Annotated in this window: 13 protein-coding genes and 1 tRNA gene; 12 read left to right on the top strand and 2 right to left on the bottom strand. The window is 66.0% G+C overall.

The annotated features are described in order from the left end of the window. The first annotated feature begins 42 nt into the window (after positions 1-42). The 5 genes from LG299_RS11305 (at position 43) to LG299_RS11285 (ending at position 6,137) form a co-directional block, all read left to right on the top strand. Complete coding sequence (locus tag LG299_RS11305; protein WP_404430249.1) at positions 43-1,287, top strand: MFS transporter; 1,245 nt, start codon at positions 43-45, stop codon at positions 1,285-1,287. Positions 1,288-1,311: 24 nt separating this feature from the next. Next, positions 1,312-2,007: an endonuclease NucS gene (nucS, locus tag LG299_RS11300; protein WP_404430247.1), complete on the top strand. Its 696-nt coding sequence runs from the start codon at positions 1,312-1,314 to the stop codon at positions 2,005-2,007. Positions 2,008-2,090: 83 nt separating this feature from the next. Beyond that, on the top strand, positions 2,091-2,774 hold the full coding sequence (locus LG299_RS11295; RefSeq protein ID WP_404430245.1) for an HAD hydrolase-like protein: 684 nt from the start codon (positions 2,091-2,093) through the stop codon (positions 2,772-2,774). Beyond that, positions 2,767-4,032 carry a hypothetical protein gene (locus LG299_RS11290; protein WP_404430243.1) on the top strand — a complete coding sequence of 422 codons (1,266 nt, stop codon included), beginning with the start codon at positions 2,767-2,769 and terminating at the stop codon, positions 4,030-4,032. The genes LG299_RS11295 and LG299_RS11290 overlap by 8 nt, the downstream gene beginning before the upstream one ends. Positions 4,033-4,058: 26 nt before the next feature. Then, the gene (locus LG299_RS11285) at positions 4,059-6,137 is read left to right on the top strand and encodes a bifunctional lysylphosphatidylglycerol flippase/synthetase MprF (protein ID WP_404430241.1); all 2,079 of its coding nucleotides are present in this window, start codon (positions 4,059-4,061) and stop codon (positions 6,135-6,137) included. 93 nt (positions 6,138-6,230) lie between these two features. Here LG299_RS11285 and LG299_RS11280 read toward each other — a convergent pair whose 3' ends face one another. After that, on the bottom strand, positions 6,231-6,437 hold the full coding sequence (locus LG299_RS11280) for a cold-shock protein (protein WP_404430239.1): 207 nt from the start codon (positions 6,435-6,437) through the stop codon (positions 6,231-6,233). 315 nt (positions 6,438-6,752) lie between these two features. Between LG299_RS11280 and LG299_RS11275 the strand changes: the two genes are divergently transcribed. The 3 genes from LG299_RS11275 to LG299_RS11265 all read left to right on the top strand — a co-directional run bounded on the left by LG299_RS11275 (position 6,753) and on the right by LG299_RS11265 (position 8,402). Then, positions 6,753-7,391, top strand: a complete 639-nt coding sequence (locus tag LG299_RS11275) for a GntR family transcriptional regulator (protein ID WP_404430238.1) — start codon at positions 6,753-6,755, stop codon at positions 7,389-7,391. Positions 7,392-7,482: 91 nt separating this feature from the next. Beyond that, positions 7,483-7,974, top strand: coding sequence for a GNAT family N-acetyltransferase (locus LG299_RS11270; RefSeq protein ID WP_404430236.1), 492 nt, complete (start codon positions 7,483-7,485; stop codon positions 7,972-7,974). Next, complete coding sequence (locus LG299_RS11265; RefSeq protein ID WP_404430234.1) at positions 7,974-8,402, top strand: hypothetical protein; 429 nt, start codon at positions 7,974-7,976, stop codon at positions 8,400-8,402. Before LG299_RS11270 ends, LG299_RS11265 begins: the two co-directional genes overlap by 1 nt. Positions 8,403-8,473: 71 nt before the next feature. Here the strand turns inward: LG299_RS11265 and LG299_RS11260 are convergent. Further along, a tRNA-Leu gene (locus tag LG299_RS11260) sits at positions 8,474-8,557 on the bottom strand. 144 nt (positions 8,558-8,701) lie between these two features. On the opposite strand from LG299_RS11260, the gene LG299_RS11255 reads away from it, so the two are divergent. The 4 genes from LG299_RS11255 to LG299_RS11240 are packed head-to-tail and all read left to right on the top strand — an operon-like array spanning position 8,702 to position 12,607. After that, the gene (locus LG299_RS11255) at positions 8,702-9,442 is read left to right on the top strand and encodes an FhaA domain-containing protein (RefSeq protein WP_404430232.1); all 741 of its coding nucleotides are present in this window, start codon (positions 8,702-8,704) and stop codon (positions 9,440-9,442) included. Continuing rightward, a complete protein-coding gene (locus LG299_RS11250; protein WP_404430230.1) occupies positions 9,439-9,969 on the top strand; it encodes an FHA domain-containing protein in 531 nt (176 codons plus the stop codon). The genes LG299_RS11255 and LG299_RS11250 overlap by 4 nt, the downstream gene beginning before the upstream one ends. 11 nt (positions 9,970-9,980) lie before the next feature. Next, positions 9,981-11,219, top strand: a complete 1,239-nt coding sequence (locus LG299_RS11245; protein ID WP_404430228.1) for a PP2C family protein-serine/threonine phosphatase — start codon at positions 9,981-9,983, stop codon at positions 11,217-11,219. Then, positions 11,216-12,607, top strand: a complete 1,392-nt coding sequence (locus LG299_RS11240) for an FtsW/RodA/SpoVE family cell cycle protein (RefSeq protein ID WP_404430226.1) — start codon at positions 11,216-11,218, stop codon at positions 12,605-12,607. Before LG299_RS11245 ends, LG299_RS11240 begins: the two co-directional genes overlap by 4 nt. Positions 12,608-12,652 lie beyond the last annotated feature (45 nt).

The following is a 12,652-nucleotide window of genomic DNA, read 5'->3' as shown; positions in this document are numbered from 1 at the left end:
TCGATTCGACAGAAGCCGAATCGATTCGGTACCGTTGTCGTCATGGATGGCGTTTTGACTCGACCCCAGCTGGTGCGCTGGCGCACCGCGATCTTCGCGATCTTCTTCGCGACGGGGCTCGGCTTCGCGTCGTGGGCGGCACGGCTTCCGGCGGTCAAGATCGACCTCGGCATCAACGATCTGCAGATCGGCGTGCTGCTGTTCGTCTCTGGTGCGGCCGCGATCGTCGGCCTCTCGCTCGCGAACGTCATCGTCGTGCGGTGGGGTGCCCGACGAGGGATGTTCGGGACGATCATGGCCTTCTCGCTGGGCCTCATGATCGTCGGCCTCGGGGTCCAGTTCCTTCAGTCGTACGAAGTGACCGCGATCGGTCTCGCCCTGATGGGTGCGGGCATGAGCGCCACCGACGTCATGATGAACGTCGAGGCGGCAGCCGTCGAGCAGTCGTTCGGCAAGACACTCATGCCACTGTTCCACGCGTTCTTCAGCTTCGGAACCGTCGCCGGAGCCGGGATCGGTGTGGCGATCGTGGCCTGGGGCGTCGGTGTCGCGTGGCACCTCTGGGCCGTGGGAATTCTCGTCCTCATCACCGGGCTCGCATCGCTCGGCGCCGTGCCGGTCCGCGAACTCGTTCAGGATGAACCTGGTACCAAGGCGTCCCGTCGCGAGCGGTTCACCGTGGCCCTCGCGGTCTGGCGCGATCCGCGCACCTACGCGATCGGCGTGATCATGCTCGGCATGGCCTTCGCCGAGGGCAGTGCGAACGACTGGCTCACGATCGCGATGGTCGATGGCCACCGGGAGTCGCAGACGGTCGGTGCGATCGCGCTCACGGTCTTCTCCGTCGCGATGACGGTTTTCCGTGTTCTCGGCGGCCCTCTCGTCGACTGGCTCGGCCGAGTGTGGACGCTCCGGATACTCTCGATCGCCGCAGTCGTCGGCCTCGTGATGTTCATCCTCGCGCCGAACCTCCCGATCGCTTTCGTCGGCATCGCGCTCTGGGGAGCCGGCGCATCGCTCGGGTTCCCGCTCGGCATGTCAGCCGCTGCCGACGATCCCGCCAAGGCGGCGGCATCCGTCTCGGCCGCGGCGACCATCGGCTATCTCGCCTTCCTGTGCGGCCCTCCGATCCTCGGGTGGATCAGCCATGAGATCGGCATCCTTCCCACGCTGTGGATCATCGTGGTGCTCATCGCACTGTCGGGCCTGTTCTCGGGCGCAGCAAAGCCTCTCGCCACCTCGACGGTCGGCGCAGGTCACACGCACAGTCCTTCGCGCAGCCACTGAGCCGACCGCGGCTAGGGTAGGCGGGTGCGTCTTGTCATTGCCCGCTGCTCGGTCGACTACACCGGTCGCCTCACCGCGCACCTGCCCCTCGCTACGCGCCTGCTCGTACACAAGGGCGATGGGTCGCTGCTGGTGCATTCCGACGGCGGCTCGTACAAGCCGCTGAACTGGATGTCTCCGCCCTGCCGCCTGGACGTCGAGAGTCCGGATGCCGACTCCGCCGCCGCAGGAGTGCTCGAGCATTGGCGGGTCACGCATGCAAAGACCGGTGATGCCCTTCTCGTGCGCATCTATGAGGTACTGCACGACACGATGTTCGATCTCGGTGTAGACCCGGGTCTGCAGAAGGATGGCGTCGAGGCTGACCTGCAGCGACTGCTTGCCGAACAGGTCGAGGTGATCGGCGATGAACTCACCCTCGTCCGTCGCGAGTTCCCCACCGCGATCGGGCCGGTCGACCTCCTGTTACGCGACCCGGCCGGCGGCACGATCGCTGTCGAGGTCAAGCGGCGGGGCGACATCGACGGTGTCGAGCAATTGACCCGCTATCTCGAACTTCTCAATCGTGACCCGCACCTGGCTCCGGTGACCGGAGTGTTCGCCGCGCAAGAGATCAAGCCTCAGGCCAAAGTGCTCGCGGCAGATCGAGGCATCCGGTGCGTCACTCTCGACTACGACGGCATGAAGGGCACGGACTCCGGGGCACCCCGACTGTTTTGACACGAGCCGCTGCGTGTCAAGGTCGAGCGTCGGATCGAGACCCTCGCAGAACCGAGCTGACTCAGGCCGCATAGGGTGGAGCCATGCCGCGCCGCTCACCCTGGACCTGCATCCTGTGGGATGTCGACGGAACGATCGTCGACGCATCAGAGGGAATCCTCCGCCGACTGACCACCGCTCTCGAGCACTTCGGCAAGACGCCGCCCACGCGTGCGGAACTCGTGCACTGGATCGGCCCGCCGATGTACCAGTCGTTCCAGGTGAACGTGGGAATGACTCCGGATGAGGCGTCCGACGCCGTCACCTTCTATCGCGGTCTCAATAAGAAGGAGGGCTACTCCGCCGGGGCGAAGCTCTTCCCCGGTGTGAGCGAGCTGATCCACGAGATCGATGCTGCCGGTGTGCCGCAGGCGACGGCGAGTTCGAAGCCCGAGATCCAGGTCAACGCCCTCATGGAACACTTCGAACTCACGCCCGCATTCACCGCCATCGTCGGGGCCACCGCCGATGAGCGCACGCTAGCGACCAAGGCCGACATCGTCGCCGAGGCACTTCGGCGGCTGGAGGTCGCGGGCGTCGACACGAGCCGTCCCGTGCTGATCGGCGATCGCCATCACGATGTCGAGGGCGCCGCTGTGCACGGCATCCCCACGGTGTTCGTCCGCTGGGGTTTCAGCTGGCCGCACGAGTCCGACGGGGCTACTGCTGCCGTCGACACGATGGACGAGTTGCGCGCCCTGCTTCTGCTGGACCCCGTCGATGCCTGAAATCGTCGCTGCGATTCTGCAGTGGGCGGTGCCCGCGCTCGTCGTGTTCGGCGTTACCGCGATCGCCCTCGCGGTGATCGTCTGGGCGATCCGTCAAGCCCGCCGCTCGCCTCGAGCGCGCAAGGCTGCCGAAGCTCAGCGCGATCATGCGGGCGTGGCGCTTGTGCGTCTCGATGACGCGGTCGATGAGCTCGATCTCGAGGTCGGCCTGTCGGGTGCGCTGTACGGAGGCGGGGCGCCCTCGTCCCTGCGCCGCGCACGCCTGAGTGCGGGGCACGTCCGCGATGCATCGTTCGAGGAGTACCGCACCATTTCGGGGTCGGATGCCTCGCCTGCTGACATTCGCCGCGTCGCGGCGCGCATCCGCTCGCGCTCCGATTCCGCGCTGAAGTCGATCGAGAAGGCCCGCGTCGAGCACAGTGCGTGGGTCCACGCGAACGTGTCGGCTCCCCAACAGATCGCCGCGGCGAAGGCCCGACTGGCCGCCGTGCGCGCAGCACTCGGAGACCCGGCAGCCCTCGTCTCCGACCTCTCTTCCCGTTTCGCCGAGGAGGAGTGGGCGTCAGCGTCTTCGGCTGCCGCGGCGGCTGTCGACGAAGCCGACTCGGCAGAGGCCGCGCTCGCACGGGCCACGGCCCACGCCGATGACCCGACCCGGTCGGCACTCGCCGACGTCGCCGAGGCGGAGCGGTCACTCCGTCGCGCCGAGACCGAGGCACGAACTCTCGAAGAGACTCACCGGCTCGTTTCGCAGGCGTCGCTGGCGGTCGAGGGTGAACTGACCGCAGCGCGCACCGCCGTCCGCCAGGCGATGACCATCCGCGAGAGTCTTGAGCCCGTCGATGGTGAGCGCCTCGGGCTCGAGATCCGGGCCGTGATCGAGGGCCTCGATGCAGCCGAGGCGACCGCGGTACGGCATCCCACTCGGGCCATCGACGCCATCGCGCGGCTCCGCGACCGTCTCGACCTCGCCCTCGGCGATGCGCGGACTGCGCAGCAACGGCTTCGCGGAGCGCGCACCGCTCTGCCCGGAACCCTCGCGGCCGCGCGTGCGGTGGTCGTGCGAGCCGAGGCATCCGTCGCTCATTCTCATGCCGGTGCCGATGCTCGCGCACGGTTGATGTCGGCGCAGAGCGAGTTGGCGAGCGCGCGCGGATCTGATGATCCGGTGGCGGCTTTGGATGCTGCGCGTCGCGCCATGCGCGACGCCGAAGATGCGATCGCGCTGGCCGATTACTCCCACCGAGGCCAGCGCTGACACCGAGGGTCGCTATCGTGACCGGTATGAGCGAGCAGAAAACTCCGACGCCGCACCCCGTGTGGGTACTCGCCCGAAGCATTCCCGCCACCCTCACCTTCGTGCTGGTGATGCTCGCGATAGGGGTGGTGTTCGGCGGTCTGTGGTCGTCGTTCGAGGACTCTCCTCTCTATGAGTACGTCGCGTACGGCCTGCCCGCTCTGCTCGAAGGCCGCTGGTGGACGCCGGTGGTCGGCACGTTCTTCGTCAATCAGCCATGGGTCTACCTGTTCACCATCGCGAGCTTCATCGGCATGGGCTATCTCGAATACCGGCGGGGCAGCCGTGTGGCGCTGGCGTACTTCTGGGTGGGGCAACTGTTCGCGATCTTCGCCACCGCGCTGGTGCTGGGGCTGCTGGCGTTGACGCCGTGGGTCTGGGCGCAGACCGAAGCGCAGGCCCTGGACGTCGGCGCCTCCGGCGGAACAATGGCCTGCATCGCTGCGGCCGTCGGCCTGGCGAAGCCGCCGTGGCGCGTGCGTGGATGGCTCATCCTGCTCGCCTTCGTCTTCATCGCGATGTTCTACTGGGGCGAGCTGGCTGACCTCGAGCACCTGATCGCCGTCCTGCTGATCCTGTTCGTCGACCGCTCGTTGCGCGTGCAGCGGACGACCGTGCGCGAACAGCGTCTTCTGGCATGGATCGGTCTCATTGTGATGGGCACGATCCAGATCATCACGATCGTGATCCCCACGGATGGGCCGTTCGGTCAGACCCAACCCGCGACCGGCGGTTTCATCGACGCCGCGGTCGACGCGCTCATCATCCTGCTCATTGCGAACGGATTGCGGCGTGGCCGACGTTGGGCGTGGATCGTCGCGCTGGTGCTGGGCATCATCAACCTGCTGGTCGCCGCCGTCGTGGTCGCTGTGATCGTCGCGATCGGCCCGGGGTGGATCGATGAGTTGGATGTCAGCGGCGTCGAACTGCTCCTTGCGAGCGGGTTCCTCTGGATCCTGATGGTCACGTATCTGATTTGGGTTCGTGCGGCCTTCCGGTCGAAACGGTCGTCGCGTTTGGGGATCCAGCCCGCGCCGGATCAGGACGAAGTGAAGGAGATACTGAAGGCCCACGGGGGCGGAACACTGTCGTGGATGACCACCTGGGACGGCAACTCCTACGCACGCGTGCCGTCCGGAGGCGTCGTGGCCTACCAGCGTCGCGCAGGCGTCGCCCTGGCGCTCTCGGATCCCCTCGGGCCTGAGGCATCCCGCGCTGCCGCAGTGCAGGAGTTCATCCGCACGACCGAGGCCGCGGGCCTCATCCCGTGCTTCTTCAGCTCGGACGAAGCAACCCGGGCTGCAGTCCCCCCAACGTGGCGTAGCATCGTCGTCGCCGATGACACCATTGTCGATCTCCCCGGCCTGCAGTTCACCGGCAAGCAGTGGAACTCGGTGCGCTCGTCGCTCAACCGTGCCGGTCGCGAAGAGATGACCTTCCGCCTGACACACCTGCGTGACGAGCCGTGGGGCGTTCAGCAGCAGGTACGCGCGATCTCTGAGATGTGGGTCGGCGACAAGGGCTTGCCTGAGATGCGCTTCACCCTGGGCACCCTCGAAGAGGCAGAAGTGCCCGAGGTGCGGCTCGCTCTCGCCATCTCGCCGTCGGGCGATGTCGACGGGTTCTTGTCGTGGCTTCCGGTGTACTCCGCCGACGGCGCGATCCGGGGGTGGACGCTCGACCTGATGCGCCGGCGTGACGGCGGGTTCCCGCCGGTGATGGAGTACCTCATCGGCTCGTCAGCGCGGGCGTTCTCCGAAGAGGGAGCGCAGATCATGTCGCTCTCCGGGGCTCCGCTCGCGCACGAGTACCCGCCGGATGCGGGGGCCATCGCCACGCTCTCCGATTGGCTGGCCGACAAGCTCGAGCCGGTCTACGGCTTCGCTTCACTGCACCGCTTCAAAGAGAAGTTCCACCCCCGGTACGAGACGATGTACCTGCTGTTCCGGGACGAAGCCGACCTCACGCGAATCGGCGCGGCGCTGACCCGTGCGTTCTTGCCCGACGCGACAGTGCGTCAGTTCGCCGAGGCCGGGTTGGAGTTGGTACGCGGCGAGCGCGACTGAGCCGCGGCATCCGTCGCCTGACGCTTCGTTCTCCGAAGTGTGGGTTCAGGATGCCGCGGCACAGGTGCGCCGAAGCGTTCGTGAGCCTGAGGCTCAGAGAGGACGGATGTCCTCCGCCTGCAGGCCCTTGGGGCCCTGGGCGATTTCGAACTCGACGCGCTGGTTCTCTTCAAGCGAGCGGTAGCCGCCCGCCTGGATTGCGGTGTAGTGCGCGAAAACGTCTGCGCCACCCTCGTCCGGAGCGATGAAGCCGAAGCCCTTCTCCGAGTTGAACCACTTGACGGTGCCCTGCGTGCTCATGAAATGCCGTTCCTTGCGTGTCCGCGCCACGTGCGCGAATCGATTCCACGCTAACGAAGCAGGTCAGCAGATTCGCAGGGTGTCGAAAGATGGTGACACAAATGTTGCACAGCCGATATGCGCGGCCATCGAACGCCCGGGCCGAGCGGTGCTCTAAGCCCGGACGTCGACGGATCCCCCCGGATAGGTCACGCCAGGCGTGACACGCATACTCTACCGATATATCGGCTCTGCGGGACATGTAAATGCCGTGAGTTTCGCGGTTGTGGATGAGCTCCATCCGTGAGAATCGATCGACGTACACTGGAACCCGCCATGGCCACACCGCTGACCCCCTTGAACCCGCACGGGACCGTGCTGGGTGACGAGGTCTACACCACGCTGGGTGAGGCGATCCTCGACGGAACGCTCGCTCCGGGTGAACGTCTGCGTGACCACGACCTGGCAGAGCGACTGGGCATCTCGCGCACTCCCGTGCGTGAAGCGCTACAGCGCCTCGAGCGCATCGGGCTCGTCGAGGTGTCACCGAACCGGTACACCCGGGTGTCGTTGCCGAATGACAAACTCATCAGCGACACCGACGAGTTCGTGGCCTATCTGATGGGCGACTGCCTGCACATGGCACTGCGTCGCTGCGACGATGAGACGCTCGCGATCTTGGTGGAGCGCGCCGACGCCATCGTCCTGGCCTCGCGGTCCGACGAGCGTGTTGTGCTGATGGAAGCGACGATCAACTTCTTCGCGGTCGTGTCGCAAGCCACACGGAATGTCGCGATTCTGACGATCCTGCGCGAGGCCGAGATGGCGATCCGGCGAAACCTGTCGCAGTGGCATCCGTTCATCGCGTGTCCGATCGATCGCTCAGACCGTTACGAGCGCCTGCGCGATGCGGTCGCCGCTCGTGACGGTGATTCCGCCCAGGCACTCGTGCGCGAGCTGCACGGGTTCGCCTGAGTTCCCGCGTCGAGTGCGGCAGATTGCTGCGAGCGCTGCGTCGATCGCCGTAGCACTCGCAGGAATGTGCAGCGCTCGGTACGGTGGGGCCGTGAGCCACATCGAGCTGCGTGACCTCGACGATGACGACCTCGACGCCATCTTCGAGATGATGCGCGACCCCGAGGGCGTCGCGCGTGCCGCTTTCACAGCCGCAGACCCCGACGACCGCGAAGCCTTCGATGCATGGATCACCCGTCAGCGCGACCACCCCGATGTGCTCTATGCCGTCGTCACCGAGAACGGCGGTTTCGCCGGCAGCATTGCAGCCTTCACGATCGACGGCGACCGTGAAGTGAGTTTTTGGATCGCGCGGCACGCGTGGGGACGCGGCGTTGCGACGGCGGCACTGCGAATGCTGATCTCTCGCGAGGCGGAGCGCCCGCTGTTCGCCCGCGCGGCCGCGCACAACGCCCCCTCGATCGCGGTACTCGAGAAGGTCGGTTTCACCGAGCTCTCGCGCGACGTCGCGTTCGCCCCCGGGGTCGGTCGCGAGATCGAAGAGATCGTCTTCACCCTGCTTCCGTCGCTCGACGGCAGCTGATGCCCCGCTCGCGACGGAGCTGGATCGAGCCGCTCGATGTGGTGGACGTGTTCGTCTACGTGCTCGTGTTGAACCTGGCGACGCAGTTCGTCCCGCAGATGATCACCGAGACCTTCGTGGTTTCGGTACTGACGGCGATCCTGCTCAAGCTCGTGCTCGAAGTCGTGGTGGCGCTGAAGAAGCGAGTGACCGGCAGCATCCGCACCGCGCCGAACGTATGGCGCCGCGTGATCTCCATCGTTTCGCTCGTCGCGCTGTTGCCAGGGAGCAAGTTCGTCGTCCTGCTGCTCGTCGACGCCGTCTTCGGAGAGTCCGTGAGCCTCGGCGGCTTCTGGTTGGTGACGCTGCTGATCCTCGCGCTGATGGGTGCTCGGGCGCTGGTGCGCATCGCCTTCGAGGGCGTGAAGGGCTGGGACGGCGCGGGGTAAGTGGCGTCCGGACGAGAACGACACAGCCCCCGACCAGTTGATGCCTGATCAGGGGCTATGTGATTGAGTCGTGCGCGAGGGGGGACTTGAACCCCCACGCCCTTGCGGGCACTGGCACCTGAAGCCAGCGCGTCTACCTATTCCGCCACTCGCGCGAGCTGCAGAATCCGAAGATCCCGCAGAACTCAACCTTGCGAGGATATCATGCGAGGTTCTGAGTGCCGAACGACGCAGTTCTGCGTGCTTTCAGTCCAGCCAACTAACATGTACCAACCGGCACCCCCCGACCGAGGAGCCCCGTGGGACTACTTGACAGCTTCGAGAAAGGTCTCGAGCGCGCCGTCAACAGCGCGTTCGCCAAGACCTTCCGCAGCGGCATCCAGCCCGTCGAAATCGCCTCGGCATTGCGCAGCGAACTCGACAAGAAGGCGGCAGTCGTCACGCGCGATCGCATCCTCGCGCCCAACACGTTCACTGTGAGCCTCGCCCCGGCAGACGATGAGCGGATGGCGACGCTCGGTGCCGCCCTCGGCGACGAGCTGCACACCCTCGTGCAGAAGCACGCGCGTTCGCAGGGCTACTCCTTCGCGGGTCCGGTCTCGATCTCGATCGTCCGTGACCATGGGCTGTCGACCGGGACTCTTCGCGTGGAGTCCTCCACCGCGCAGGGGCGAGTGGCTTGGCGTGGGGTGGTGGACGTCGAAGGCAAGAGGCATCCGCTCACCGCATCACGCACCGTCATCGGACGCGGGTCTGACGCTGACATCACCATCTCGGACGCGGGCACCAGCCGCAAGCATGTCGAGATCCTCTGGGACGGCGAACGCGCGATGGTGCGCGACATGAACTCCACCAACGGGACGTCACTGAACGGCCGTCCGGTGAAGGAGGCAGCTCTGCCGCCGGATTCGACCGTGCGCATCGGTCACACCGACATCGTGTTCCGGGTCGTCGCGCAAGCGGCTCCGCCGAAACCGACGATGCCTGCCGAAGATGCCACGCGTGCCTTCGACCTCCGAGAACAAGGACCCCTCGCGTGAGTGAACTCACACTGCTCCTCCTGCGCATCGGGTTTCTGATCCTGCTGTGGGGCTTCGTGTTCGCGGTCATCTATTCGCTGCGAGCCGACCTCTTCGGCGTGAAAGTGCGCCGGATGCCGGAGCCCGTCCCCGCGGCGGCACCCTCACCAGCTCCGGACCGTGCGGCAGCCGCAACGGCCCCCGTTTCTTCTCCGCGCCCGTCACCCAGGGCCGCCGGCGGAGCAGCGACGACGTCCACCGTCTCGCGCATCGTGATCACCAGCGGTCCGAAGACCGGACTCGAGCTTCCGCTCGGCAACGAGCCGCTCACGATCGGGCGCTCCAGCGAGTCGGGCCTCGTCATCCGCGACGACTACACCTCCAGTCACCACGCACGGTTGGTGCTCTGGGGTGAGCAGTGGATGCTGCAGGACCTCGACTCGACCAATGGCACGTGGCATAACGGCGAGCGCGTCGCGTCCCCCGTTCCCGTGAACGTCGGTGCTCCGATCAAGGTCGGCGCCACGACCTTCGAGCTGCGGAAGTAGCCCGCTCCCGCATGGTCTTTCAGGGTTCGAGCGTTGCGATTTCGCACACCGGCAAGGTGCGCGCCAATAACCAGGACTCCGGCTATGCCGGTGCGAACCTCTTCGTTGTCGCCGATGGAATGGGCGGGCACGCCGGTGGCGATGTCGCCTCGCACCTGGCGATCTCGCGGTTGGAGAGCCTCGACCACCCCTTTGGCTCACCGCCCGAAGCAGAGCGCGCGCTTGCTGATGCGATAGCCGACGCGGCGGTCGAGCTGATCGATACCGTGCACGTCAAGCCTGAGCTCGCCGGCATGGGCACGACCGTCAGTGCTCTCGTGATGGTCGACGACTACGCGGTCATCGCGCACATCGGCGATTCGCGCATCTACCTCTACCGCGACGACGCACTGACCCAGATCACGACCGACCACACGTTCGTCCAGCGACTTGTCGATTCGGGACGAATCACTCCCGAAGAGGCGCGCTATCACCCCCGCCGCTCGGTGCTCATGCGCGTGCTCGGTGACATGGACGCTGATCCCGAGCTCGACACGTTCATCATGCCGACTCAGCCCGGCGATCGCTGGCTACTCTGCTCTGACGGCTTGTGCGGTGTGGTGGACGACGCCCACACCGCCAAGGCGATGGGCCTCGGAATGGCGCCGGGGCGCACCGCCGACAATCTTCTCAAGCAGGCGTTGGATGCCGGCGCCCCTGACAACGTCACGATCGTCATCGTCGACGTCGGTGGGCAGCATCCGCTCTTCTCGGGAACGCCGACGATCGTCGGCTCGGCGTCGAACCCGATCGGTATCGACGTGCCGGCCGCCCGGCCCGGCCGACCCAGCTGGTTGCACCCGAACCGACAGGCAGCGAACGAACCGTCGCACTTCGAGCCAGCGGCAGAGTTCCTCGAAGAGCTCATCGAAGAGGATCGTCGTCGCGCACGGGGGCGGCGCATCGGCTGGGCCGTCGGCGTCGTACTCGTGCTGGTACTTCTCGCCGCAGCGATCTTCGGCGGATATCAGTGGACTCAGACCCGCTTCTACGTCGGAGCCGACGAAGACTCCGTCGTGATCTTCCGCGGAATCCAACAGAACATCGGCCCGATCGCACTCTCTCAGCCACACGAAGACACCGGCATCGAACTGGACTCGCTGTCCGAGTTCGCGCGCACCACGGTGGAGTCAACGATTTCGGCCGAGAGCCTCGATGACGCCCGCCGCATCGTCGACAGCATCGCCGCGACCGGGGAGGTCATACCGTGACCGCTTCCCCGACGACCGATGCCGTCGCAGCCGACACGGCCGTGATCCGCGCGCTACGCCGCATCCGTGTTCCGCAAACCCAACGCAACCGCGAACTCGGACTGCTGATCTTCACGATCATCATCTACACCTCTGCTGTCGTGCTCGTCCAGCTGGGCGCCGTCGGCGAGCTCGACGTCGGATTCCTCATCTACTGCTGCGGCGGACTCACCGTGCTGGTGGTCGCGATGCACATCGTGCTGCGTTTGCGGGCACGGGATGCTGATCCGTTCGTTCTGCCGATTGCCACCCTGCTCACCGGCATCGGGCTGGCAATGATCTATCGGCTCGATCTGCACTGGAACCGCAACGGGTGGGAGGGCTACTCCACTCGCCAACTCGCCTGGGCGGCGATCGCGATCGTGCTCGCCATCGCGGTCACGATGCTCCTGCGCAACTACCGCGTGCTGTTCCGGTACACGTACATCTTCGGGTTCGCCGGCATGGGCCTGCTGATCCTGCCGATCATTCCGGGCCTGGGCACCGATGCGAACGCCGACGTGTGGGTCTCACTCGGCTTCTTCACCTTCCAGCCCGGCGAGCTCGCGAAGATCTCGCTTGCCATCTTCTTCGCCGGCTATCTCGTGCGCACGCGCGAGAGCCTCACGTCGGTCGGCACGCGTTTTCTCGGCATGACCTGGCCGCGAGCGCGGGAACTCGGACCGCTCCTGGTGATCTGGGGCATCTCGCTGGGCATCATCGTGCTCCAGCGCGACCTCGGAACCGGAATGCTGATCTTCGGCATGTTCATCGCGATGCTCTACGTCGCGACCGGCAAGACGAGCTGGGTGCTGATCGGTGTCGTTCTGGTGGTCGTCGGTGGCTTCCTCGCGTCGCGTGTCCTGCCGTACGTCCAAAGCCGTTTCACCAACTGGCTCGACCCGTTCAACCCCGACACGATCAACGGCAGCAGCTTCCAGCTCGTGAACGGACTCTTCGGACTCGCCCAGGGTGGACTGGTGGGAACGGGACTCGGCCAGGGACGCCCGTGGCTCACTCCCGTCGCCGAGAGCGACTACATCTTCCCGAGTCTCGGCGAAGAGCTCGGGCTGATCGGTGTCTTTGCGATCCTGTGTCTGTACATGGTGTTCACCAGCCGTGGCATCCGCATCGGCCTCGCCGGTCAAGACGACTTCGGCAAGCTCCTCGCGACCGGGCTATCGTTCACGATCGCGATGCAGGTGTTCATCATGGTCGGGGGCGTCACTCGCTTGATTCCGCTGACCGGGCTCACGACCCCCTTCCTCGCGGCGGGTGGGTCCTCGCTGGTCGCGAACTGGATCATTGTTGCCCTCCTCCTGCGCATTTCTGATGCCGTCCGCTCACGCCCCCGGGTGGTGATCGGCTGATGACGAATGAGCACACCCTGAAGAGCACGAGCCGGCGAGTGCGTG

The sequence above is a fragment of the Microbacterium lacus genome (assembly GCF_044794305.1).
Classification (GTDB): Bacteria; Actinomycetota; Actinomycetes; order Actinomycetales; family Microbacteriaceae; genus Microbacterium; species Microbacterium lacus_B.
Note: the sequence above shows the minus strand (reverse complement) of the source record. Positions and strands in the feature narration are given on the sequence as shown.